This is a genomic window from Aliamphritea hakodatensis, assembly GCF_024347195.1.
GTDB lineage: Bacteria > Pseudomonadota > Gammaproteobacteria > Pseudomonadales > Balneatricaceae > Amphritea > Amphritea hakodatensis.
In genome coordinates this window covers 2,910,481-2,936,801 of sequence record NZ_AP025281.1, presented here as the reverse complement: position 1 = coordinate 2,936,801, position 26,321 = coordinate 2,910,481, and the positions used below count along the sequence as shown (strand labels likewise).

Below are 26,321 nucleotides of genomic sequence, written 5' to 3'. Positions count from 1 at the left end.
AGATGAACTATCTCAAGCTGTGTCAAAGATTGCGTCAGGAATGCGGCGGATCAGGAAGCGGGCCTACCAGCGTTGCTGGGCAGCGGGGCGAAAGCCAAAACTATGTTGACTGGATCAGCCAGGCATGGCTTGAGATACAGCAAGAGCGTCAGGAATGGCGTTTTATGTGGGGTAAGGAAAGCGTCTCGCTTGTGGCTGGTACCCGGCTGTATGCAAAGCCTGATGGGGTTAAGTCCATCGTTCCGGATAGCGTCAAAATCAATGGTCATATTGCCAGCATGGTTGATTATGAAGCCTTTCGGACCCGTTATGACGCTGACACCCCGTCTATTCCACGTGTTATAGCCGAACAACCGGATGGCCAGATCATTATCAGTGGTACACCAGACGCGGCTTACACCTTAACTTTTGAGGTAAATAAGCGGCCGCAGTTACTGGTCGATGATGATGATATTCCTTCCATACCCGAAGAATTTCACATGGCAATTGTGTACCGGGCAATGATTGACTATGCCGGTTTTGAAAATGCCGGCGAGGTTTACGCCAGAGCTCAGAAACGGTTGTCAGACATCATGACAGCGCTGGCTGATGACCAGTTACCGCCAATGTCATTTGCGGGGCCCATTGCATAATGTCTATGAAGCATATTCCCATTCAGGGTGGTCTGGATCTGGTAACCGGCTCTCTGCAGCGTAACCCCGGTGCACCAATAGGTTGCCTGAATTATGAGGTGCCGCTGCAGCATGGCCTGAAAAGCATTGATGGTTTTGAGCGGCTGGATGGCAAAACATCGCCAACTGATGGCGACTTCCATGTACTAAAGGTTGTCGATAGCAGCGGCTTTACGTTGGGATCATTGATCACCGGGAACAGCGGTGCCACCGGTGTCGTGATAGGTATTAATCCTTTCGAAGTAGCTGTAGCGAATATGACCGGCAGCTTTGAAGGGGATACCGTTCAGGGGCAGACTGTTCAGTCTGTGCTACGGAACGATGCCGAAGTGGATGCAAACTACCATGCCTACAAGTTGGCGAAGGCTGATTACCTTCGGACGCTTATTGGTGCTGTTCCGGGATCAGGCTCAGTACTGGGTGTATGGATTTATAACGGCCGCTATTTTGCCTTTCGAAATATTGAAGATGGCGCCAGCGCTACAATGTGGGAATCATCCCCGGTCGGCTGGGTTGCTCGAAAAACTGGCCTTACGCCAGGTGGTAAGTATTCGTTCGTGAATGCCAACTTTACCGGCTCAACTGAAACCCTGTTTATGTACGGGGTCAGCGGGGTTCACAAGGCATTCCAGTTCGACGGAACTACCTGGACAGATATCAGCACGGGCATGACGGACGATAAGCCGTCCCACATTGCTGCACATAAGCAGCACCTGTTCCTGAGTTTTAATGGTTCGGTCCAGCACTCACCGATAGGCGATCCTTTGGCGGAATGGTCGCCGGTGCTGGGAGCTGGTGAGATTGCCACCGGCGACAGCGTGTCCGGCATGGTCGTTGAAGCTGGTTCGTTAGCCATTCTTACCAGGAACAAAACTTTTATTCTGTACGGCTCGTCAGCTGCTGATTGGCAACTTTCAGAAGTTAGTACCTCAGCTGGCGCGCTGGCGGGCACTCTTCAGTCAATCGGTAGACTCAGATATCTGGATGACAGAGGTCTGACCCAGCTGGCCGCTGTTCAGCATTATGGAAACTTCAGCACTAATGGCTTTGACCGGCTGATAGCACCTCTTATCCAGAAACGGAAGGGAATCACAGCCGGCAGTATTGTCGTTAGAAAGAAGAGCCAGTACCGGCTGTATTTCAGTGATGGGACCGGTGTGTTTTGCACTCTTGATGGTCAAAACGTACTTGGTTTTACCGAGGTGGATTACGGTGTCAGTCTGACCTGCTTCTGTTCAGGTGAGGCTTCTGGTGGTGAAGAGGTGCTGCTTGCCGGATCTGAGGACGGGTTTATTTATCAGCTCGATAAAGGAACCAGCCTTGATGGCCGGGAGATACAGGCCCACATCAAGCTGCCATACCACCATTACGGTAATTCTCGGATGAGAAAGCGCTTCCGCCGGGTAAGCATAGAGGCGGAGTGTCCAGAACCTGTTTCGTTGTTGACCCGGGCTGATTTTGATTACGGTAACAGTAATGTAGATGAGCCTCTGGATGTAGATATTCTGGCCGGCGGCGGTTCTTGGAACATTGACGACTGGAACGAATTCGTCTGGTCGCAGGCAGTTGCTACCGAAGCAATCGCGAATGTTGATGGCACCGGTGTAAATATGGGGCTGATCATCTACTCCAATTCTAAGACGGCTCCTCCGCATATCATCAATTCAATTCAAACGCAGTTCGATCCCCGTAGGTTACAGCGATGAGTAATGATTATTTTAGCCAGGAGTCAGAACGGATTCCGGGTACACGCGCTCGCGCAGAAAATATCAATAAAGATTTGAAGGGCATTGAAGCAGGATTCGATAAGTTGCCGAATCCTCGTACTGATGAGCGGCCCGGCTTCTCGGAACCTATTGCAGTACCAGAAGCCATTGACGATGATCAGGCGGCCACCTTTGGCCAAGCCAAGCAATACGCGAACGCTGCAGCAGCTGCCGGCGGTAATCCGGCAGCTCTTCCAGTTACCGCACTGGCAATTGGCTCCCTGGGCGAAGGTGAGTCACTGATTAATCGCAATGGCGTTCTGACCGGCGGTAGCAGCCATAAGGTGCATACCGCTCGTAGCCTTGCTATGGGGCAGGGTGATGAGCTTGAAATCATCCACGATGACCTGTCTGATGCTGCCGATAACCGGATAGTACAGGTATCGGAAAAAACACTGGGTACAAACCTCAGCAGTGATGTTCTGGTGCAGGACGGCAGCGATGCAGTCTGGCAGTCAGAAGCAGGCGCAAGCCCTGTTTCCGTTACAGATAACGGGGGGCAGGTAGGAACGCTGGCTAACCGGTATATGATCGAGACAGCAAATTATATAAGCCGTACTACCTGTATGGATGAGTCGGCGATAGTTGTTGAAAGCGACCGAGTAGGGTTCCTTGGTGTAGAGCTTAATGACTCTGGCGACTCTTCATTTGAGCCGCAGATCTGCATGTATTGGATGCATGGTGCCGGAACTAACGTTGAGAAGCAAGGAGATGATTACGGTACTTCTTACCCTTCAGGCTTACAGCGTGAGTTGCTGGGGCTGTTGGAAGTGTTCAACTCTGACAGGCTCGGGGCTCATAGCAATGTGCTGATTCATCATGGTGGCAAATATTATTTGGTTCTGCGTACCAATGTGGCCGGCGGCAGTACGAACCGGTACTTCCATGATGTCATTTCCTTTGAGCTGAACAGTGAAAGGGAGGTTGTGAATAGAACACTGATTTCCAGTATGGAAGCGCAAATCGGTCTTTACACAAAGACTTATGCGAAATCAGGCAGTGTTATTTATTGGCTTTCGCTTGAAAGCTCTACCGGCAAGGTTTTTTTTAATGCTTTGGATTTACCTACCGGTGTCTTAACTGAAACATTATTAACGGATTCAGATGCCAATCTGTTAAATGTCACAGCTGCCTACACGCCAGCAATTGTGAATGGATCGCTATTGATGGCTGGAAAGCACTATGACGGCTCTGTATTAAGTAGTTACAAATATAAGTTAGTGATTGTTGCTATCCCGCTCGCAACACCTGCAAGCTATTCTGTTACGGAAGTTTGGAAAAGCAGCAATAGCATTAATTCGGCTACCATTTTTGAGGGTGACCAGCTGTATGTGTATACCGGTACAACTTATAACGCCAATGGGTATACGGTTGACTGCAGCAATCCTTCAAGCCTAGTTGTAACCCAAGAGGGAGGGCTTTCTTACAGCCCTAGCCGTATACGTAATCTTTGCCAAAATTCACCGGCGGGATTACGAGTGGCTGCTTACAGCTCTTACAATTCTATTTCGTTTTGGCGGCAAGGGGATTACCAGGCTAAAAATCTTCGTGTTGATGACGGCATTCTGTGGTCGATAGCGAATGCGTCTTTCTTTAGCAATGGCGGAATTGGCCGCCTTCTGCATGTTGCTGGGAATCGTTATGTTGCATTGCCATCAACTGACCGCCTTAGGTCTTTTGATGCAGCTGTTTTTGACCTCACATTACCAACGAATATAAGCAACGCTTCGGTTACCGACGATCAAGGTTTTAGCCTGGTTAAATCTGCAGGCACTTGGCAGGCAGGTGATGTAGGTAAATTTATCACCGGTAACGGCGGTATTGTCCGGATCACCGAGATAGATACCGACACTAGTATTGCCCACGCCAAAGCGGCCTATACCGACTTCACAGACCTGTCTGATTTATCTGAATGGAATCTTCAGCCATTGCACCTGGAGAATGAAACTTTCAGAAACTACATGCCGGAAGGTCAGCAGGCAGAACTGGAATCTATTGATACCAGTCTGTGGGCATCGATCCAGTCGGTAACAGCCGCTGACGCCGCCGGTTATTTCTTTACCTTCAGCTTTGATGATGCCAATTGGCTGATTCATAAAAACGGTGTCAATCGCGTTATCGCTTCATCAGAGGCGGCAAAGCATTCCGGCACCGATGGTAACTGGTACTACCTGAACAATTCAGATGTGTGGCAGCCAGTGTCTGGCAAGCAGGCGGCACTGCAGGCCGCGTTAGTCTCCTCATTAAACCAGATGAATAAAGACGACTTAGCGGCCATTGATTGGTCGTCTGCCGGCTTTACTCCGTCCCTGTCAGGAATGCTGTATTTGGCAATCTTGGTTCCCACCGGCGTTTCGAGCATGGGGACACTGAGCATTGCTTACACATCTCATGAAGAGTGGATTATCCGAACTCAGAATTACCGCATAAACATCGAGCGTGACAATAAAGTGATCGTTCAGAAAGAGTCTGCGGGAACCGAAGACGTAAAAGTATTGGTGGCATGCTTATGAATCAGGCAAACCAGCTGTTTTCCCGAGAGGTGAACAAGGCGCGGCAAAAGCGTTTAGAAAGCAATTTGGTCGAGTTTAAGGGGTACCACTGGCAGGCAGATCCTATGTCGCTGTTATTGATCGTCGGTGCCGTCCTGGGTCTGGTAGTCGATCCTGATAAGCCGGGTATTGAATGGATGACCGGAGAGAATGTGAAAGTGGAGCTTTCCCAGGATGAATTTATTCAGCTGTCGCAGGCAATTCTTGCTCATGTTTCTGATGCTTACGCCTGGTCATGGATGATGAAAGAGCAACTGGGTCAGTGCGCTGATATCAACGAAGCGTTGCAGCTTCTTAATGAAATGAAGGATGGTAAATAAAATGGCCTTATCTCCCAAGGTATCCACTGTCAGCAAGGAAATGACCTCTTTGCTGAGTTCCGATAGCCCCTACATGAAGCAGGCTGAGACCCGCGGCAAGCAGCAGGGTAATAGCCGTGGCTTGCTGAATTCCTCTATGGGGGTAGGTGCCGTTGAAAATTCCCGTATAAGCGCTGCCATGCCGATAGCCCAAGCCGATGCAGCGGCTAAAAATCAGGTAGCCATGAAGGCTTACGATCATGCGCAGCGTAAAGAAACGATGCTCCTGGATAATGAGCTTCAGCAATCAAACATGAATCTCAGCAACTCATTACAAAAAGGTGTGATGAGCTATGGCAATGAGCTGGATAAGGATAAACAGACCCACAGCACCGGCCTGCAGAAGGATTTAGCATCATTCAACACTGATCAGTCTATCCGGCAAATGGGCTATGAAGCCTCAGCCAATACCCAGGGTAAATATTTAGAAGCTCTGGACAAGATTACCAATAACACCATGGTATCGATCAATGAGATCGAAACAGCGCAAGGTATTCCCCAGTCAGAGAAAAACAAGATGATTGAGAATACCGTAAAACGCCGTGATGCCGATTTGGCTTGGACTCGCCAGCTGTACAGCAATATGCCGACCTGGGATTTCAACTGGTTTAAAGCTTCATCTTCACCGTCAGCCCCTGGCAAAGCATAAGGAGTAAACACATATGTCTTCATGGTATACCCCTGTGGTTAGTTTTCTGGAAAGCAGTGCAAAGTGGATGGAGAAAAACCCGACAGCGGCGTCAATGATCGGCGGTGCCTTGGCCGGTGGGGCGCAGTACTACACCGAAACAAAGATCCAGAAAGACCGCGAGCGCCACGATAAAAAAATGTATGACCGCCGAAAGAGCGATCAGCTTGATAATGCCCGGGCCTCTTCTGGAATTGATGCCAGTGGGTACGGTAACCATGCCAAGTCTTTGGTGGGCGGTACCGGTTTGCTGAATAGTGCGAAGGGCGGGGTGGTTTAATTATGGCGGGTAGAGCGGGAGCCAATGCCCGGGGTGGCCGAAGTGGTCACTCTATGGGCGCTGAGCGTGAGGGACAAGCAAGAGGGCATACCGGTGGTGGTAATGAATCACGTCATGCGCCGGGAAGATATACAAAAGATCAAATAAACCAACAGCTGGATCAGGAAAGGGAGCGGCAGGAGGCTGAGAGAGAAGGCCGTTCAAGTGCAAAAAAAACGACAACAGAGCGGCGAAATCAGTATGCCGGTGCTCCGGGACGGTTTACCGCTGAGGAGCTGAATCGACAAGTAGATCATGAGGTGTCTCAGACGAACAGTGATCTGGTTTCTCAACAGCGTGATCTGGATCCAAGGGGTTTAAACGCAGCGACATATGCTGAAAGGCAAGTTGATAATGTGGCGCCAAGCAGTGCTTCTGATCGTCAGGGATTCACCGACAGGGAAAATACAACCGTCACACGCAGCGAAGATGCACAGGATGCTGGAAGAGCAGCCTACGGCAATGTAGTCGGTAATGGTCTTGCTGGAGCGATTGCAACGGCAGCTAATTATACCGTTGCTCCTGGTGCTGGTTTGCTGGCGCATTCTGCTATTGATGCAAGCCAAGCCAGCGATTACCAAGAGGCAATGGGCCGAAAAGAGCTGTCGTTTACTGATCATGCTAAGGATTTCGGCAAAGCTGCCCTGAGTAATACGGTTCCAGATTTTATAAACGGCGGAGTTGGGCAGATAGCAGGATCGTTAGCCTCTAAAACAAATCCGGCCATACAGTTAGGTACCGGACTGTTGGCAAGTGTCGTTACTAAACCGGTAACAGATGCCATTCAACAAGAAATATATTCTCCAGACAATGGTATAGAGACAACCCAGCAGCATATTGCAGGAACCCGTAACGGCTTGCTGCAGTCGGCAAAAACTAGTCAGCTTGGAAGTGTGACAAATCAGGTGGAGGCCAATACAGCAGCTACCGGCTTTGATTCAAACTTTGGCAGTTATGACAGCCATCTGAACGACTTTAAATATTCAATTCAATCTGCAAATGAGGCGTGGAGCTAATGGAAGGATTACTAAACCAGGCCCGGCAACCGCAGCCAGGTGTAAGTGGTGGCCAGCCGCCAGTACAGGAGTCACAGGGCAGGCAGCCGGATGATCAGGCAATGTATGAACGGCTGGTCAATACGGCCCTTGAGTTTATTTACTCTGATGTCGGTACTGACATGGTACTGGAAGGGCTTCAGCTGTCCGGTGCCGACTTTGTTCAGAATGCGGGCAATGTTATTGCAAAGGTATTAATGCGGCTGATTATCTCTGTGCGGACGTCTGGCAGTGCTATACCGGCGAAGATGATGCTGCAGGCGGGTATGGAATTATCTGCGGTGGTTCTGGATATGGCAGAGCAGCATGATCAGTTGCCAAATACAGAAGATGGCATGCTGGATAATATTTTCTTTGCCGCGATTACGATTACCGGCCGAGAATTGCCAGAAGATATTCTGACGGCGCAGGAGCGGCAGGAGATTGGTCAGACACTTCAGGAAGTGCAGCAAATGAAAGGAGGCCAGTAATGTCTGGATTAGGTTTGTTGGCAAGTGTGGTGGGTGGCGGTGCAAAAGCTGGTGCAGCCAGTGCCCGTCAAATCGCAGATGATGGTCGCGCTGCTGAAGCAAAAGAGTTGGATCGGCAATACCAGACTGAACAGAATAACATTCAGCACCAGCGTCAGCTTGAGCGGGACGATATTCAGTATGACCGGCAACAGGCCCAGGCGGATTTAGCGTATAAGCGGAGCCTGCAATTGGCCCGCATTAAGGCTAGTCAAAAGCCTGTTGCTAATCAGTGGCAGCTGATTAAAACCAAAGATCTTGAAGGCAATGAGCAGGTTGTCGGCCGATTTAATAAAACCACCGGTGAGCGGGATATGTTTGATTCATCAGGCGGCAACGGCGGGGCAGGCAGTGTTCTGGATTTTGCAACTAATTTGCCCGGCGGGCGTAAGGTTGGCGACAAAGCCAAATCGTTAAATGATCTGGAAAACGAGCAGCGACAGCGCGATACTACGGTAGAAGGAAAGTATGCGGTTGGCGCACCGGTTCCGGATTATACTCAGCCTAACCGCAGAACCCCGATGGAGTCTGTGGCGTTTGTGATTGATGCCTTCAGCAAAGGCGAAACGCCTGATATCAACGATGTTGAAGCCGCGTTGCCTAATCTGCCGCCGTTGTATCGAGCGAAAGCACAAGCGTTAATTGATCAGAAGTAAGATACATATTCAGCCTGTCGAGAGGACACGCGTTCATGAGCTACATGAAAGAGCTACGGGAATCGAACCCCGGCTTAGAAAATTTCTCAGATGCAGAAATTGCCCAGCATTTGCCTGATATCGATCCGGAAATGTTCGCCGGAAAATCACCAGAAGAGTCTTTGTCACTGGCCACGCAGGATAATAACTTTATCGCTGATGCTGGCCGGCTGTTCTGGGCCGGGGCTAAAGAAACGACCGGCCAGGCACTGACCGCTTTAGAACTTGCAACGGGTTCTGATTGGCAGGTTGATGATGATCTAATTCAAAGCGGAAAGGAAACTTATCAGAATGTTGATCCGCTGTTGCGGCATGACATTGAGAAGGCCGGCTTCCAGGAAGAGAGCGAGAATACCGTAGCGGGTGTTACCGGTGCGCTGGCCAAGTCGGGCGGCTCAATGGTGCCATACGCAGTTGCTCAGACAGGCGCAGCCCTTACTTCTCCCCTTACCGGTGGCACCTCTACATTTGCTGCACCTGCTGCAGTTAACGCGGCAGTGATTGCCGGCGGTAATTATCACTCTGTTAAAGACCAGATTAATGCGCTTTCTTATGAAGATTTGGAAGGCGGCGAGTTGTTTGCAAACTACCTGGCCAGATCAGAAAAATTCGCTCAGGGAGACGAAGCCAAAGCACTGGCGCGGGCTCAGATGGCTGACGATTTGGCCCGGGATGCGGCGACTGAAGGCGCATGGATAGGCGGCTTGTCGGGTGCAGTGCTTGGCCCGGCGCTTTCCAAAATGTTCCGTGGTGGCCAGGGTGCTTTAAAGGGGGCCGGTACCGGTGCTGCAGCTGAAGGCGGTCAAGAGTTTGTTGAGTCCGGTGCCGAGTCGTATGCAGTGGAATCAGCCAAATCTGAAGCGATCGGTTTTGATGTTGATTATAACCGGGTTGTTCGTGATGCGGCATTCGGTGCAACGCTGGGCGCTGGCGCGGGTGGTACGCTGGGTGCTGCCACCGGTGCGCTGGCACCGACTCCGATTGAACATTCCCAGGAGCGTATCAATGAGGCGGTTGAAAAAGCTGCCGCTGAAGGCGGCGACTCACTGGATCAGGCTGTTGCCGGCGGTAAGGCGCAGGCTGAAACGGTTGCCGCTGCTGTCTCTGAAACCAAGGCTCAGGCGAAGGCAAGTAGCCGGGATATGTCGGGGCTCGATGGGTTAATCATTATCGCTCGCCGTGAAGGGGTCGCAGAAGAAGAGGCCCGGCTGACCAATGCTAAGAACCTGTATGAACGGGCTTTACAGTATCAGCGGGCTGGCGATATTGCGGCAGCTGACCGGCTTCAACAGAAAGCTGATCAGATTGTTCGTGATGTCTCACAGGTTAACGAGCCGATCAAACAAGAGGCCACTGCAAGTTTTCCTGTTCCGTTCACCCATCAGGGTACCGTTGAAGGGACAACTGATTTGGTGCCCGGCAGGCAGTCCGCCCCTGAAAGCGTTATTGAAGGGGAAACAATCACTGATCCGCAGCGTCTTGAATATCAGACGGCTTTACTGGCCGATCAGCGCGGGGTTAACCGGCTGGAAAATGCCGGGGTGATTTATGGGGAAGAGCCTGCTGAAGTTACGGCTGTACGGCAGCAACGGGAAGCTGACAACTTCAATGCGTTTTATGGTCAGGAAGGTCAGGCTAACTTTCAGCAAAACGTTATTGAAGGTGAGCTGGACCGCAGTAATGAATTACCCGACAACCGGGCTAAACGGCTCCCACCAGGTACCGGCCAGATTGATCTGGGACAGCAGCGTCCGGACCGGCAGTTTAAGCCGGTAGATCCTGTTTACTCCGGCGTAGGTGAGAACATTGTTCAGCGCCAGGGCGGGGATAAAGCCGCATTACCACGACCAAGCACAATCAGCCCTGATCAGTACCGAGAACTGCAGACTATTCAGCGCCAGGCTGTCAGAACGCCAGTCAGTAAGCGGACTGAGGAACAGCGGCAGGCGGTTGCTGTCGTGTCTGCCGTAAAGTCCGGCAGCATTAAAGTTGCTGAATCGGCGAAGATAAAGCCTCAATCCCGTGGGAAGTCTTCACAAGTTGATACCAGTCGTCACACGTTTGCCCAGGCAATTGCTTTATCTGGCGGACTGAGTCGTGAAGCGGCACAGGATATGGGGGTTGATCCCGCGCATTTTGCTGACAAGCGCGGAGGTGTATTCGGTAAGCCGTTGTTCCGTAAAAATGGCGGCTTGTCTGAAGGTGAGCTTTTTGAAGTGCTAAGCCAGCAGGGTATGGAATATATTCAGACTCAGGAAGAGTTCCGGGAACGTCTGTTTGATCATCTTGGCGGGAAGGCGCATTACACTGCTGAAGGTTATGTTCGCCAAGCCGAAGAAGAAGCAATGCTGCGCGAGCAGTTTGAAGAAGGTGCTGAGCCGATTATTGAAGGCCAGACCTCAGAAGAAAGTATTCTGTCTGTTGCCGTGGATGAGGCCCGCCAAGCTGGCGTGGCAGAAAGCAGAATCCACGATATACTGCAGACCAATGATAATGAACTTGATGTGGCACTGGAGCTGCGCAATGAAATCGACCAATTACACACCCAAGGGCTTCCGGCCGGAAATGGTTCTGAAGGGCGCGGACAAACTGAAGCAGCAGCGGGAGAATTCCCAGCAGGCGAATCAACCAACCCGGAGCAAGTCTGGGGATCAGAAGACTTCGAACTAAATTCCTATACTGAGGCGGATATTAGCGCACAGGAGCAAGCGATTGCCGACGCTGATGCATCTGCCGCCACTCAACAAAAAACCGCTCAGGCGAAAGTTGACGCGGACTCTGAAGTAAATGACTTTACGCTAACAGGTTCTGACCGCGCTGCTGATGTAGCTGCAGGGCGTGGCCAGAATGATATGTTTGATTCTGGTGTAGCTGAAAATAGCGCTGAAGCTTATACTGACGAATCCACGGAAAGCATAAAATCGGAATCTGAAAATGTCAGAGAATCAGGGTCAGTACATAGTGAAGAATTGCGAGAGCAAGACCCAGCCTCCGAACAGGCCGAAAGGAACTTACTCACCGCCAGCGGATTATCAGGTAGAGAGCAGTCAGCGCAAATCAAAGACAACTTCAGAGTCCAGTACAAACAAGTCCCAGTAGGCTCTGTATCGGTTGCGTTTGATGTTGCTAACACACCCTCAGAAGTCGCGCATATAGTTGCCCCATTTCGCAAGCATGCCCAGGAAACCATGCTTGCACTGGTAACGGATAAGACCGGTAAGGTCGTAAACTTAATTCGGCACACCAAGGGAACAAAAAACGCTTCGAGCGTTTACCCTGTGGAGTTGATTTCTGCAATTGCCGCTACCGAGAACGGGGCTAACGTTTGGTTTTCTCATAACCACCCATCCGGATCTCTTGACCCTTCAAAAGCAGATATACAAATAACTGATAAGCTGCAGGGAATGTTGGACGCTTCTGGCGTAGACTTCAAAGGGCATGTGATCGTCGCCCCGGGGAACAAGGCTACTTTCTTTAAAGATGAAATTCGCAGCACTGTAGCCATCAAGGCTGCGCATCGAAACAAATCAGTCAGCGTAACAGAGAGAGTCATCCGAAAGCGCAATCTTGATGACGCCCTATATGTAACATCTCCTGACGCAGCCTTTAAGGTTGCCAAAGAGACCGCATCAGAAGATGCGATTATCTTGCTCAGCAATGCCAATCAACATATCGGCTCGTTAGCTATCTCAAGCTATGAGATGCAACAGCTTAGATCGGGTGGGCAGGTGCGCCGTATCCTTAGCGCGATAGATGCGACAAATACTGCCGCTGTATTGATAAAAACTCAGAATAAAGACTCTGCAGAAAACGTGGCTCGCTTCCTGAACTCACTTGATGATATTCGGGTGTTGGATTGGATTTCTGAATCTAATGGCAGGCTGGTTAGCGATATGGCTGACGGCGGCAGAGTAAATAGCAGTTCAGGTGCGTTCTTCTCCCGCTCCGGTTCCGGGGCCGACCTTTCTGAATCTGCTACCGGTGACGTGGAAGCGCATGCCGGACTTACTGTGGATGCAGCCGAAAGCGCTGTCGTTAACATCCGGAAGCGTCTTGGTCTGCGGGGCGTTAAGATCAGCGTTGTTGCTTCCGAGTCCGGCCTTCCCGAAGTGATTCGCAAACAGGCTGCGCAGGAAGGCGCTGAGGGCGCGATAGGTGCGGTTTATCACGATAATTCTATCTATATAGTTGCTGACCAGATGCAAAGTGTAACGCATCTGGAATCAGTAATCTTTCATGAGGCTGCACACTACGGTAGCGGCAAGCTGTTCGGCAAAGACCTCACCAGCGCATATAACAAGCTATGGATGAAGCTGGGTGGATTCAAGAAGCTGAAAGCGTTAGCGGAAGAGCTGGGCGTTTATGCGGATATGGAGCCGTATTTCACCACGGCAGAAGAATCCGTTTTGAACGGGAGTATGTCTACGGCCCGTCGGTCTGCGTATTTGATCGATGAGTTTCTGGCGCATGTGAATGAAAGGCAGGCAACGGAAACTCTGCCGGCAAAAGTGAAGCGCGCTATTCAGGAGTTTGTGGGTGCAGTTCGTGATGTTATCCGCAAGCTGGGTCTGAAGAATCTGGAAGAAGTCTCACAGGAAGATATTGCGTTTCTGCTGAAGCGTATCAATGCTTCTGCTCAGAATTACGATTCTGCCAAAGGTCAGCCGCACTTCATGAACATCTCAGAAGAAGATCAGCAGCTGATGTTCCTTAGCAACTTGGCTGATCAGTTTGAAATTGAAGAGCTAGCTGCATTCTCCCGTCAGTCAGAGGTTGATGCCAGTAAGGTGCTGGAGCAATGGCAGCGAAAGCTGAAAATGGCGAGACATTCAAAAAATCTTGATTTCGTTATTGAGGTGAAAGCGCCGTTGATTCTGCGTGAGCTGGGGATTCTGAAAACGGTTTCTCTGACCAAGCGGCGCATGTCTGCCATTCTTGATAAGCATAAAGAATTACCGCGCAAGGTGTTGGAAGAACTACCTGTATTGCTTGCTGACCCATCGGTTATTTATACGCGAAAGAAAGGCGATACTAATGCCGTTATAGAGGTAACGACCAGTGCGGGAGAGCCAATCTTGGTTGGTATGCAGGACGGTATTATCAAAACAGTTACTCCCAAGAATCATCATAACGGAATTGATGGGAATAATCGCTTAGCGACTGAGATAGCGGGCAGTCGGGTTCTGTACGCTAGAAACAAAGAAGCCCTGACTAATGCCAAGGCTTCCATTGAAGGCCGCCACAGTGGAGCAACAATCGCTCATGAACACCGAGGTGTTCGTGGTCAGGGCCTGAAAGGAAAGATACTCTTCAAATCTGATGTTGTCAAAAAGCATAACCGTGAAGATGACGGCCAGCCAATGTTTTCCCGTAAAAGCCGCTCCCGGGCAGCCGAACAATTTGCTGATCTGAACGAAGATCAGACTTCGTTCCTGGGTAAGATTGCGCCGAAAACCACCGCGCAGCGAATCAAAGACCGTATAGCCGAAGCGCTGGACCGGGGCGGGCTGAAAGTTCGCCAGGGCATGATTGATCGGTATGCTGCTTTGTTCGAGCTGGATAAGCAGGCGCAGGGTGAAGAGGTTGTTGAGAATAACACCCGGATGAGTTCATGGGTGCTGGCCAAGATGAGCCATGCGGCGGACGGTGCTTTATCGGCGCTGATGAGCTTTGGTCGTATCCGATTTTCTGATGGTGTGATTCAGCTGCAGAATGATCAGGATGAATCCGGTGGCTTAATGGGCGTTCTGTCAAAGCTGGGATCTGGCTCAGAAGTGGAGCGGTTCATGGGCTGGATTGCTGCCAACCGTTCAGCAAAGCTGTCTGCTGAAGGCCGGGAGAACCTGTTTACGGAAGAGGAGATTGCCGCCAGCATCGACCTGAATAAAGGTGAAACCGCTGAAGGCAAGCAGCGAGAAGCCTTGTATGAAGAGGTCTTTGCAGAGTTTCAGCAGTACCGGGATGACGTGTTAAAGATTGCTCAGGAAGCTGGCATTATCTCTGAGAGTAACTATGACATGTGGAAGGACGAATTCTACGTGCCATTCTACCGGGTAATGGAAGAGCAGGATGTTAACGGCCCCCGGATGTCAGGTGGCCTGTCACGTCAGCAGGCTTACAAAAAGCTGAAGGGCGGTAGTCAGGAACTGAATGACCTGCTGGAAAATACGCTGCTTAACTTTCAGCATCTGCTGTCTTCATCGTTGAAAAACAATGCGGCCAGTCAGGCAATCGATAATGCGATGAAAGTCGGTATTGCTGAACAGACCAGCGAGTCTGCCCGGGATAAGAAGGCATCGACCTTTGTATTAGAGGGCGGTGAAAAGCGCTGGTATAACATCAGTGATCCATTGGTGTTTGAGTCGCTTACATCGCTGAACGACCCGGCCACCAGTACATTTTCCCGGAAGCTGATGCGTTCATTTAAGCGGGTCTTCACCAGTTTTATCACATCGTCACCTCAGTTCATGGTTGCCAACGGTATCCGGGATACGTTGCATGCCATGGCCATTGGCAACTTAAGCTATAACGGCTTCAAGAACTTTGCCGGCGGCCTGAAGGATTACGGTTCACCGGTGCACAAAGGTAAGCTGAAAGGCCAGATGATGGCTACGGGCGCTTCTTTTAGCTTCGGGCATGTGTACGGCTCCGGTGATGCGGACGCGCTGCATGCTGAGCTTGAGCGGACAATAAAGGGCGCGAAGGTTTTGCGCGACCCGAAGGACGTGCCCGGCATGATCCGTCAGGCATGGGACTTCTATTCTGGCTTTGGTGACGCAGCGGAAAACGCTAACCGGACATCGATGTATAAGCAGAACCTTGAAAAAGGGGAGCTGTATGCCGCGTTTCAGGCTCGGGATTTGATGGACTTCAGTAGTCACGGCGCTTGGCCGGCAGTCCGCTTTCTGGTGGATACCGTGCCGTTCCTGAATGCCCGACTGATCGGTCTGGATCGCATGTACCGCGGTGGCGTAAAACCCACTGTGAATGTGATTAAGCAAATGCTCGGCGGGGAAGCGGCCAGTATGACCGATAAGCAGGCAGCCCAGCGCTTTGCTATTGTTACCGGGGCACTGACGGCGGCCAGTATTGCGCTGTACCTTCACAACAAGGACGATGAAGAATTCCAGAAGCTGGAAGACTGGCAGCGTGATATGTACTGGTTTGTTCGTGTCGGTGATTCAGCCTATTTCATCCCTAAGCCTTTCGAGATCGGCGCGATTGCCACGGTTGCGGAGCGGGGGCTTGAACAGATGGTTGACGATACCAAAGATGGCAAGCTGTTCCTGGAACGGATGGGGCATGTGGTAACCGATACCTTTGCATTCAACCCGGTGCCGCAGATGTTTAAGCCGGTGCTGGATGTGTATGCCAATAAGAGCAGCTTCACCGGCCGGGACATTGAAACAATGGGTATGGACCGGCTGAGTAAGGTTAACCGGTACCGGACCAATACCACGGATGGTGCCAAATACATTTCCCGGGCGCTGGATAGCACGGTCGGAAAGGTCAGTGAAAACCTGGTGATTAGCCCGGTGCAGGCTGATTATCTGATACAGCAGTATCTTGGCTGGGTCGGCACCATGGGTGCCACTACGGTTGATATTATCAGCAAGCAAGCCCGGGGCCACGAAGATCCGGCCAAAGACTGGACCGAGCACCAGCCGATTCGTCGGTTCTTCCGTGATACCAGCAACCCCAGTTACACCCGCTATGGCACAGAGTTTTACGATGCGCTGCGGGAGACGAACCGGGTATATGCTGATATCAAGCATCTGAGGAAGATGGGGGAGGAAGCTGCAGCAGCTGAACTGGCTGCTGAAAATGGCAATAAGTTACGGTTGCGGGCAGTGCTTAACAAAGCGAACAAGACGCTGAGCAAACTGAATACCCGGTCTAAGCTAATTCAGCGAAACAACAAGCTTTCTGCAACGGAAAAGCGTCAGCGACTGGATATCATTCTGAAGCAGAGAAATATTATTCAGGTGGCGATGATTAAAAAGGTTGAGAAGAGATAGCAGGTAATGCGGCTTGAAATTACATTATGTATCTGCTAATTATTAAGCCGAATAGTGCGGAAGCCTATATCTATTAAGGAGCTAGTTGTTATGGTAACGATTTCTATACCTGTTGGTGATTATTTTCAACATACACATGATCACGAAAGTACAAGTGAGATATTACAAGGAGTTGCCCGTGTGAAGGTAGGTACTCAGACGTTCGTGATGAACATGGGTGAGCTTATCAGCGTTCCAGCAGATACACCTCATTCGTTTGAAAATATTAGCCAAGAGATGCTGTTAGTTAGTTGTGGCCATAAAAATTCATGATATGAAAGAAAAATTTGGACATTCTGGCCCTCAGAAAGAATTAATTAGAAGTATTTTAAAGCCAAATATAATGTTGGCCTTGATTCTCATTTTTACTATTTCTTTGATATATCAAATAGGTTATGAGTACGGTTTTTTTTGTAACAGTTTTGTGCTTCCATTTTCTTTAGATAAAACAATAACAGTATATGTTCTCTTATTAGGCACTGTCTTTGCGGTAAGAAACTTTTGTTTGAGTTCAAAACCTTTAATTAATTATGAATATAGGTCAAATGTCAAATCAGAAAGTGGACTGTCTGATAAAGTATTTCAAACAAAGCTAAAAAATTCTGGGAATGGGATCGCCATTATTAACAGTGTTTTATATATAGTTAAGACTGTCGATTCAGAGGAAGTACTTAAAACAGAAGAGCCTTTCAAGGTGATTGAATATCTCGAGAAAAATGGTATACACCATCATAAGGATTTAGAAATCCTTTTTTGTAGTCCTGGCTATGCTTTAGGCTCTAATGCTGAGAAGCCTTTACTTGAGTCTGCGCAAGACGTTGCAGAAAAAATTGAATTTCTTGACATGAGAATAAGAGTTAAAAGCATTATGAATAATGAATTTGAAAAATGGGTGTTTTGTATTCCTAGGAATAAAGATGTTAGTTTTTATATGAGAATAAGAAGTTGATTTATAATGTTGATTTTATTTCTAGATGTTCTTTGTTTAAAAAATAGGTTATAAATGATTTTGTATATTTTACGTTAATTTTTATTTTTAAAGCTCAAGAGAAGTTTTACTATTAAGTGTATGTCCGTATAGAGATCACATCCTGTCCAGAATGTATTTTCTTTAGCTAGTGACTCAGCTCGTTCAATAGCTATGTCTAACCATCGTTTAGTGATGGAATAGTGGTTTTGGTTACCTTTTTCGTAATTGTCAATATGATGGGATAATGCAGCATAGACATCTTCTTTTGGCATCATCGTTTGTCTATTTTCAAAGTGTAAGAGCAGCCATATTTCAAAATTAGGAATAGAAGGAATTACTGAAAACTCAATAGGTACTTTCTTGTCATTTAACAGTTTTTTATTATTTATATTTTCTGCGAGTTGCAAGGCAGTATGGTAGTGTGCGTGATCATCTCTATCTATAACCGCATAAATCTTTTCAAATGCTTTTGGCTGAATGTCTGTATCAGAGTCACCTTTTAGGAAAAGATCATAAGCATACTCTACAACTTGCTTGGGACATGTACCATATTTACCTTTTAAAATTGAAACACTAGTCGTTTGAAGCCGCAGGTCACGCCTGATTTCTAAGAAGTAGTTTGGCTCAGTCTCTTTTCCTTCCGTTACGATTAAAACTCTATCTGCAGTTAATCTACTGCCTTGTTTTCTTTGAAATTTCTTTGCTTGGCGTATTTTAGGCTGATTATCCTTTCCCATTTTCAATTCCTTATGATTTTATTCCTGAAAAAACGGAATAGCACCGTATCTGCCAATTAAATAGCCAGTTTCTAAGTCCTCACCTTTCCTAGGGCTAAAATCAAGGAGAGGGTAAAGTTCAGAAGCGTGCTGATCATTTTTTTCGATAAACCAAATTTGATCTCTACGAAATAGCTTTTTATCTAAAAGGCTTGTATCGTGAGTAGTAAAAATTAACTGCGCAGAATTATTATTAACTGTCTTACTATAAAATAGTTTTATAATCCGTTTAGCCATAAGAGTATGTAGGCTTGTATCGAGCTCGTCATATATAAGGACTTTTCCGGATTCAAAAATATCAAGAAGAGGGCCGGCTAAAGAAAAAAGACGCTGAGTCCCCATCGACTCTTCACTTAGTTCAAATGTGGCTTCCATATGATCATTTTTTTTATGAAAGACAGGAAGAGCAAACTCGGTTTCTTCAGATGTTATCTCAGGAGCACCTGTTTCGTTAAATTGTATTTTTTGAGATCTTCCTTTTTTCTTGACAATAGTAACGTTTTCAATACTTAAGTCTGAATTTCTTAGAAAGTCTTTAACTATTTTTTTTGATTTATCATCACTTAAAGCTATTAAAGTGAATTCATCATTTGGAACCGAGTAGCTATTATAAATAACCATATCATTTTCAAAGAAATCATAGACTTCTTTTAATTGTTCACTGTTGAATTGAACTGCAGCAGAAAGAAATAGTACGTTATGTCTAGTAGATCGTTTCCATAAGTCCTTTTGACCTGTGATATTTGGCCCAAAGTAATAATCATAGTCTTGAGTGGTACTATTAAAAGTTCTGGTAAACCAATGCTGAGGCTTTGATGTCTTATAAACATAGAGCCATTCTTCAACTACACGTTCTTTCGTAACATTAAAGCCGTATTGATATCGAACTTTATTTTTAATGAATGTTATTTCAAATTCTGAAGGGGAAGATATACATTCGGCTGCTAGTTTGAAGGGGCTAACATTAATTTGCTTACTAGGAGGTTGTGTTGCAGACTGAATTACAGCTGATTTAAAAAAATCTAATGCATAAATGAGGTTAGATTTTCCACTTGCGTTTGCTCCATACAGTGCAGTACAGCTGAGGAGTTTCGGGATAGATTTGATATCGGTATTAAGAGTATTACTATCGATAAAAGTTTTATCTTTTGAAGCAGAAAGATTGAGGACTGCTTCATCTTTAATAGATCGAAAGTTAGTAACTCTAAATTCTAAGAGCATGATAGCACCTAAAAGGGGGTATTTCTGTCGATTTTTGCATTATTTGTGCAAATAAACAACCTATATTGCTGTTTTAGCGTTTCTGATAGAGCTGCTTCAGATCTTTTAACATCAGGTAAATTGCTACGCTATCCAACCGATGATACCAAACACAATACTTAGCACAATCGGCATGCCAGCTCCCAGTAGGAATACTGTTGTCCAATTCTGATTTCTGGGATGAAACACGCCGCCCAGATGTACAACAATGAATGAAAGTACCAGGCAGAGTAGGCCGCCAAAGAACCATTGATGAAGCGCGCTTTCCACTTTTAAATCTCCTTTCTAATGTGGCGCTAAGTCAGCGTTTAGAGTTTCCAATAGTAGCGTAAGTTATTGATTTAGTTACCACGGATATAGCTGTTTTGAGTAACAGAAAAACAGGCTATATTCTCTTTATATCAATACCTTACAGCTTAACGACTGCCGCTTTGACATGGTAGAGGTCCCCAGTTCGAATCTGGGTAGTCCTACCAAAATTCTGAAAAAGCCCGCATTCACTGCGGGCTTTTTGCGTTCTGGGATATGGCAGATGAGAACTGCCGAAGGCAGTCGAGCCGAGCGAAGCGAGACCAAATAGGAACCTGCGACGATAGCCTCGAAGGGGTGAACGGCGAAGCCGGGAATAATCTGCCTGGTCCTACCAAAATTCTGAAAAAGCCCGCTTTTATAGCGGGCTTTTTGCATTCTGCGATAAGTGAATTCTTTGGCAGATGAGAACTGCCGAAGGCAGCCGAGCCGAGCGAAGCGAGACCACATCGGAGCCTGCGACGATAGCCCCGAAGGGGTGAGCAGCGAAGCCGGGAATAATCTGCCAAGTCCTGCCGGATTCTGAAAAAGCCCGCATTCACTGCGGACTTTTTGCATTCTGCGCTGTGGATATTCATTGGCAGATGAGAACTGCCGAAGGCAGTCAAGCCGAGCGAGGCGAGACCACAACGGAGCTTGCGACGATAGCCCTGGTAGCCGCGAATAATCTATTTGATTTTATCCGGTTGACGAAAGCATCCTGCTGTTATTTTGTTTGATAAGTCAGTTTTGAAGAAACGATGGGCTTTGTTATAGCAGTCCGTTCAATAGCCTTGCTATTACCGCATGGAAGCTTTCAGGATGTTCAGGCCGGTTATCGAAAGATAGCCGTTGTTATTAGAGGCTTGTCATAACTCGACTAACATGGCTGTTTTGTGGTGGGTCAGAGTCAGGTGAAAGGTATCGGTATTTGTTAACTTATCTGGCCGGAAAACGCAGGCTGGCTCTGTTAGAAGCTATAATCCTGCTTAGAATCAGCTGTAGTGGAAGTACCATGAGAATTATTATTTCAACGTTCATTGCCCTGTTAATGGTGGGGTGCACAGGGTTTGGCGGTCATCAGGATTTATCCTCTGAAGCACTGTACAAGCGCGGTGTTTCCTATACCCAGGGAACGGACAGACCACAGGATTATGCCGCTGGCGTCAGGGACTTTATCCGGGCAGGAGAGAGGGGGCATGCGGCCGCACAGTATCTTGCCGGTATCGGTTTTTATACCGGCAGAGGTGTGGCACAGGATTATCAGCAAGCCCGTTACTGGTTTACTCAGGCAGCCCTGCAGGGACATGCCGCCGCGATGAATCAGCTGGGTGATATCTACCTTAATGGCAGGGGAGCAGCAGCGGAGAAAAGCTGGGGAATGTATTGGACAGGCCGGGCGGCATCTCAGGGTGATGTGAATGCCATGTTTGTTTATGGGATTGGCCGCCTGCGTGGCCTGGGTGTTCCTGAAGATATTCGGCAGGGTGTTTTCTGGTTGAAGCTGGCACAACAGCATGGGCGTCAGAATATGGAGCAGCTGTTGAGTACCATGCAGCAGAAGTACCCCCGGGAATATGAGCAGGCGGGAAAAGATATTCAGCATTGGCAACCCTTGAGTGTGGCTGCCGCAGAAAAGCGAATGCAGGTTGTTTACATTCAGTCCAGACTGCGGGCGGAAGGTTACTCCCCCGGTTCGGCTGATGGCCTCTGGGGGACGCGAACCGCGTCTGCGCTGAATGCATTCTGTTTGGGCCGCCAGCAAGTGTGCGATCAGCCTGACAACAAGGTGATTGAATTACTGCGAAAGGCGGAGCGGGAGCACTAAAAAAGGGCCCGTGTAGCGGGCCCTTATTAAGTTCAGTCCGGTTTATACGTCCGGTGTTTCGTCAGTCGGTTGTTCGGCTGTCGGGTCTTGCGGAGAAATGCCCAGTAAGTCGTTCAGTGCGGTGGTTACTTCATCGGTAACCTCCTTGTTGGCGGCTTCTGCCAGTGCTGTTGCTTCGGTTTCAGCCTGAGTTTGAATTGCCTCTTCAACGGTGTCTTTCTGTTCAGTTGTATCAGTTACTTCGCTGGTTTTGTCATCAACTGCTTCATTAAGCGTATCTACTGCCTGCTGAGCGTCAGCCAGTTCTGTGTCAGCAACGCCAACGTTGGCACTGGCGGTTTCAACACCGGACTGTGCTGTTCCGATATTTGCTTCTGCTTCACTTATGTCGTTTTGCGCGCTGGTCAGTGAGTCCTGAGCATCAGCCAGTGCTGATGCGGCACTGGCCAGACCGGTGGTTGCAGTATCAAGTTCTGACTGAGCTGCATCCGCTGAAGTGACCGAGCTGTTAACAGTGTTTTGTGCGCTGTCTAATTCAGTCTGAGCGCTGCTGACGGCCTCCTGAAGGTCCGCGTTCTCCGGGTCTGCGGATAAGGCTGACTCTGCGTCAGCCAATGATTGCTGGCGATCACTCAGTGCTTGCTCTGCTGTATTCAGTGACTGTTGTGCATCAGCCAGTGTTTGCTCCGCCGCTGAAACGGTTTCTTCTGCCTGAGAGACGGATTGCCGAGCCGTTTCCACACTGTGAGTGGCGTCAGTAACAGAATCCTGGGCGTCAGTTAAAGATTGCTGCGCGTCAGCAAGGGTCTGCTCAGCGGCACTTAAATCTGCTAATGCATCCGTTACGCTCTGTTCAGCTGAACTCAGCTGGTCTGTGGCTGTGTCCAGATCTGTGTTCAGAGAATTCAGTTGTTGATTTAGCTGTTCGAGAACATCATTGATTTCTGCCAGCTCACCGTTAAGTTTACGGCCTTCCAGTACCGCTGTTTCATAGGTCGCCAGGAGACCGACCACTGATTTAGGTGATGCATTGAGACGGGCATTAGGGGATGCGTGTGCTGCGTTTAAGCGGCCAAGTGCACTGGCAATAGCACCGTGGTTATTGCCCAGGGATTTACCATGGCCTTTACCATTATTGGTTTTACCTGCGGAAGCTGACTGGCCTGCAGAGCTGTCATTGCCATTACCGCCGCCATTGCCATTACCACCTCCGTTACCGCCGCCGTTACCGCCGCCATTACCGCCGCCGTTACCGCCGCCGTTACCGCCGCCATTACCGCCGCCGTTGCCACCGCCACCACCATTACCGCCGCCGTTGCCACCACCATTACCGCCGCCGTTTCCGCCACCATTGCCATTTTTAGCATAGGCCTGGCCGCCTAAATCAATCAGTGGGCTGTTGGCAGTCAGTGCAGGAAGTACAGTCAGTGTAACGCCCAGTGCAGTTACTTTAAGAAGAGAATGTAAATAGGAAGATGCATATGGCATGGGAAGACCTCAGCTAAAAAAACAGATCTTGCAGTAACTGAGATCAACGAATGAAGAACAGTAAAACTACAAACAAAATTCAAACATCCGTATTGGATGAAAACTATACAACTGAAATGGAGGGTTATAGAACCGCCGGTTAAGGGTGAAATACCCAGATTGAGTAATCTGTTTGCTGCAGGGCCCCTAGCCTGTAACGGATGGCTGTGATAACTCTTTCAGTAACATTTCAGTTACAGGTGTTTATATACTGATCAGTGGGTGGGTCGTGGACTTACTTTTTTCTCATTAACCGGATAGCAGGGATAAGGAGGATCGGTTATGGACGGCATTTCACATATTACTTCAGCAGCGGTCGGTCAGATCACTGCTACGGCTCCCGTCAGCAGAGCAGAACGGGCCATTGCGGCGTATACAGAAACCCTTGAGCCTGAGCGTACTGAACGCCCGGGGGTACAGGTAAGCATCAGCGATGCTGCACGCGAAGCGCTGGCCCGGGAACAACTGGAACTGGAGCGCTTGAGCGAGGAACGTATTGAGGCCCAGCGACAGCGGGATCTGGATAACGACGCCTTTATCAGACAGCTGGATCAGATTCGCCTGACGGATTTCATTCTGGCTGCGCAGAAGTATTCATTGTACGGTCTGGCGAATGCACCCATCGACCGTCGCTACGATGTTGATGAATTTGAATCAGCGGACAATCGGGTGCTCAGAACCGGTCAGCCATCAACGGTTACCTATTACAGTCAGGCCGATTCCGGCATGACATAATATTCAGTAATACTTTTCCCCTGTCTCACAGTTACGGGCATTAGTTTTCCGTGACTGTGCGACCCTCCTGCATAAGGCTGTTTTTACGGCCCTATGTCAGATAGATGTACTGTACATACAGGTGATGTAAAAGATTATGAGATGGCTGAAAAATTGCTTTTTTCCGGATAGCAGTGCTGAGTATTGCACTAACACTATTTAGTCGCGTCTTTACTGGGGGGGCGCGAATCACAAGCTCGGGTTTCAGGACTGTGGCAGCACTTTCTTAACGGACGTTACTGGCAGAAGGAATCCATGTGTCTGTTCTGGATGTCTTCTTGTGTTTGTTGAAGCAGTTTAGTTTGTGCCACTTCCTGCCATATGCCGTAAACGCAATGCCAGCTCCAGACCAAAGCGCTGATCGGCATCTTCAAAATTAATATCAAACAGCTCTTCGATTCGTTCAATCCGGTAGCGAAGTGTAGTGACATGGATCTCCAGAGTGTCAGCACAGGCCTGATAGCGGCAGTTGCTGTGCAAGAATGCAGATAAGGTATCCAGCAGCTTATTCTTATGTTTGCGGTCGTACTGATCAATCTGTTCCAGGCTTTGATTGATGAAGTTGCTGACGACAGACTGATTGGTGGCAGCAAATAAAATTGCGTATGCACCAAAGCTGTCTTCATTGAGGACCCCGGTACGGTTGAATTGCTGGCTTAGCTGGATCAGGCGTTTGCATTCAGACCATGCATTCGAGTAATCATCCAGCTGGTGGCAGGACTGGCAACTGACGAGTGTCGGCTGCTGACTGAAAATCCATTGTAATTTCTTCTCAAGATTTAACATGCGCAGGTTAAGTTTATCCCTGGTACTGCACTGGCTGGCAGGTATTGATACAAGATAAAGGTCTTCAAAAATCAGACAGACTGATGCTTCAAATACACTGTTAACCTGGCTGGCAACCTGTTGATGCTTTGAGCTTAAAAAGTCCTCCGGGCTGGTACGATTACCTAGCTCAGGCGGGGCTATTGCCAGCAGATAATTGCTCTGATCCAGCCGAATACCTTTATGTTGGGCCCGGGCGATAAGTTCTTCAGGGTTACGCCAGTTACGGCTGATCAGTTGTTGAAAAAGGTCGTTGAGAGAGCCGGTTTCACTTTTAAAGTGAATAAAGCTACGCATCATCAAAACCCGTAATGCAAATTCGCTTTGCTCGGTCATCAGGTTAAGGATGGGGGTCTCCTGGATACCCTGTCTGAGCAGTAGCAGAGCGCCGACAACATTATCGTCAACTCTTAGCAGCTCAATCTGGTATTTAAGGGTGCCTGATGTACTCAGTTCTAACGCCAGCAAAGCTGGGTTTGTGGCTTGTTCGGCGGCCTGTACCTGTTGCAACACCGATCTTGCATGCTGGTTGCTGACTAAATGCTGCCATTGATTGTCGCCGATAATCCCCTGAGCTGGCGGGCTTCCCGGGATGACTGTTTGCTGAGTCAGATCCACCAGGATGACAGGGTGTTGAAGTAATTTTTCCACTGCTTCCAGAATATGGGGAATCGAAGAGTCGGTCAGGGCCAGATCCATCAGTGCTGCACTATGGGTAATCGAGCTTTGTAAGCGTTCGGTGCGGGCGGTTTCACGTTGCAGATAGATCATCCGTTTGACCGTTATTGCTGCCAGGTTGCCGATGGTTGTCAGGTAGCTCAGTTCGTCTTCGTCAACGTTAATTATCTGGCGTGAGAGAACAGTCAGTACCATCGGATTGCCATGCTGGTCTTCGGTATTCAGCGGCAGAATTACCACGGAAAAGTAATTACGCCGGATAGCATCGGACTGGTGAGCAGGATATTGCGCGCATTCCTGCATATTGCTGATAACCAGTGGTTTATTGTTCTTGATGACTTCGGTCGTCGGGCTGGATACCAGTGGCCATTCATTGGGGATTTTATCTTCAGTATCAATGTAAGGGTCGAAACGTGCTCTGGCGAAAACCTTACTTTGCTTTGAATCCATGCTCAGTACTGAGCTCATGCTCCAACTGGTATGACGACATACTGCATAGACGATTCTATTCAGTGCTTCTTCGTAACTGGTACCGGAATTAATCAGCTTTGCCAGTTCGGCTATGTTGTTAAGCAGGTTGGTAGTGGCCTGATTCATTGGCTCTGGTGCTCCTGTGGCAGATAACTAATCCGGCCTGGTTGGTATTGACCCTCATTTTTTACTATTACCCGGATTTGTCAGTGAGGCAATCGATGGTGCACAGGTTTTATCTTTTCCTATGAAA

Annotated in this window: 18 protein-coding genes; 14 read left to right on the top strand and 4 right to left on the bottom strand. The window is 48.6% G+C overall.

Translation table 11 applies throughout. The annotated features are described in order from the left end of the window. The first annotated feature begins 2 nt into the window (after window positions 1–2). From PCI15_RS13535 to PCI15_RS13480, 12 genes are all read left to right on the top strand, one after another. Window positions 3–632 carry a phage adaptor protein gene (locus tag PCI15_RS13535; protein ID WP_271270488.1) on the top strand — a complete coding sequence of 210 codons (630 nt, stop codon included), beginning with the start codon at window positions 3–5 and terminating at the stop codon, window positions 630–632. Continuing rightward, entirely contained in the window at window positions 632–2,377 is a 1,746-nt protein-coding gene (locus tag PCI15_RS13530) for a hypothetical protein (RefSeq protein WP_271270487.1), read from the top strand. Before PCI15_RS13535 ends, PCI15_RS13530 begins: the two co-directional genes overlap by 1 nt. Continuing rightward, complete coding sequence (locus PCI15_RS13525) at window positions 2,374–4,950, top strand: hypothetical protein (protein ID WP_271270486.1); 2,577 nt, start codon at window positions 2,374–2,376, stop codon at window positions 4,948–4,950. The genes PCI15_RS13530 and PCI15_RS13525 overlap by 4 nt, the downstream gene beginning before the upstream one ends. Next, complete coding sequence (locus PCI15_RS13520; protein ID WP_271270485.1) at window positions 4,947–5,309, top strand: DUF4376 domain-containing protein; 363 nt, start codon at window positions 4,947–4,949, stop codon at window positions 5,307–5,309. The genes PCI15_RS13525 and PCI15_RS13520 overlap by 4 nt, the downstream gene beginning before the upstream one ends. 1 nt (window position 5,310) lies before the next feature. Then, the gene (locus PCI15_RS13515) at window positions 5,311–5,997 is read left to right on the top strand and encodes a hypothetical protein (protein ID WP_271270484.1); all 687 of its coding nucleotides are present in this window, start codon (window positions 5,311–5,313) and stop codon (window positions 5,995–5,997) included. Window positions 5,998–6,010: 13 nt separating this feature from the next. After that, window positions 6,011–6,316: a hypothetical protein gene (locus PCI15_RS13510; protein WP_271270483.1), complete on the top strand. Its 306-nt coding sequence runs from the start codon at window positions 6,011–6,013 to the stop codon at window positions 6,314–6,316. Window positions 6,317–6,369: 53 nt separating this feature from the next. After that, window positions 6,370–7,371, top strand: coding sequence for a hypothetical protein (locus tag PCI15_RS13505; protein ID WP_271270482.1), 1,002 nt, complete (start codon window positions 6,370–6,372; stop codon window positions 7,369–7,371). Beyond that, entirely contained in the window at window positions 7,371–7,880 is a 510-nt protein-coding gene (locus PCI15_RS13500) for a hypothetical protein (RefSeq protein WP_271270481.1), read from the top strand. The genes PCI15_RS13505 and PCI15_RS13500 overlap by 1 nt, the downstream gene beginning before the upstream one ends. Continuing rightward, complete coding sequence (locus PCI15_RS13495; RefSeq protein ID WP_271270480.1) at window positions 7,880–8,575, top strand: hypothetical protein; 696 nt, start codon at window positions 7,880–7,882, stop codon at window positions 8,573–8,575. The genes PCI15_RS13500 and PCI15_RS13495 overlap by 1 nt, the downstream gene beginning before the upstream one ends. 35 nt (window positions 8,576–8,610) lie before the next feature. Continuing rightward, window positions 8,611–16,632: an LPD38 domain-containing protein gene (locus PCI15_RS13490; RefSeq protein WP_271270479.1), complete on the top strand. Its 8,022-nt coding sequence runs from the start codon at window positions 8,611–8,613 to the stop codon at window positions 16,630–16,632. A 90-nt stretch (window positions 16,633–16,722) separates the two neighbouring features. Next, a complete protein-coding gene (locus tag PCI15_RS13485; RefSeq protein ID WP_271270478.1) occupies window positions 16,723–16,944 on the top strand; it encodes a cupin domain-containing protein in 222 nt (73 codons plus the stop codon). Window position 16,945: 1 nt separating this feature from the next. Continuing rightward, complete coding sequence (locus PCI15_RS13480) at window positions 16,946–17,620, top strand: hypothetical protein (protein WP_271270477.1); 675 nt, start codon at window positions 16,946–16,948, stop codon at window positions 17,618–17,620. Window positions 17,621–17,694: 74 nt separating this feature from the next. Here PCI15_RS13480 and PCI15_RS13475 read toward each other — a convergent pair whose 3' ends face one another. After that, window positions 17,695–18,378 (bottom strand): RloB family protein, encoded by a 684-nt coding sequence (locus PCI15_RS13475; protein ID WP_271270476.1) that lies wholly within the window; start codon window positions 18,376–18,378, stop codon window positions 17,695–17,697. A gap of 18 nt (window positions 18,379–18,396) precedes the next feature. Continuing rightward, complete coding sequence (locus PCI15_RS13470) at window positions 18,397–19,638, bottom strand: AAA family ATPase (protein ID WP_271270475.1); 1,242 nt, start codon at window positions 19,636–19,638, stop codon at window positions 18,397–18,399. Window positions 19,639–20,980: 1,342 nt separating this feature from the next. Between PCI15_RS13470 and PCI15_RS13465 the strand changes: the two genes are divergently transcribed. Then, window positions 20,981–21,793: an SEL1-like repeat protein gene (locus PCI15_RS13465; RefSeq protein ID WP_271270474.1), complete on the top strand. Its 813-nt coding sequence runs from the start codon at window positions 20,981–20,983 to the stop codon at window positions 21,791–21,793. A 42-nt stretch (window positions 21,794–21,835) separates the two neighbouring features. Here PCI15_RS13465 and PCI15_RS13460 read toward each other — a convergent pair whose 3' ends face one another. Then, window positions 21,836–23,281, bottom strand: coding sequence for a coiled-coil domain-containing protein (locus tag PCI15_RS13460; protein WP_271270473.1), 1,446 nt, complete (start codon window positions 23,279–23,281; stop codon window positions 21,836–21,838). A 321-nt stretch (window positions 23,282–23,602) separates the two neighbouring features. Here PCI15_RS13460 and PCI15_RS13455 point away from each other — a divergent pair, with 321 nt between their 5' ends. Then, a complete protein-coding gene (locus PCI15_RS13455) occupies window positions 23,603–24,055 on the top strand; it encodes a hypothetical protein (protein WP_271270472.1) in 453 nt (150 codons plus the stop codon). A 336-nt stretch (window positions 24,056–24,391) separates the two neighbouring features. Here PCI15_RS13455 and PCI15_RS13450 read toward each other — a convergent pair whose 3' ends face one another. Continuing rightward, window positions 24,392–26,194 carry a helix-turn-helix domain-containing protein gene (locus PCI15_RS13450; protein ID WP_271270471.1) on the bottom strand — a complete coding sequence of 601 codons (1,803 nt, stop codon included), beginning with the start codon at window positions 26,192–26,194 and terminating at the stop codon, window positions 24,392–24,394. Between the last annotated feature and the right edge of the window lie 127 nt (window positions 26,195–26,321).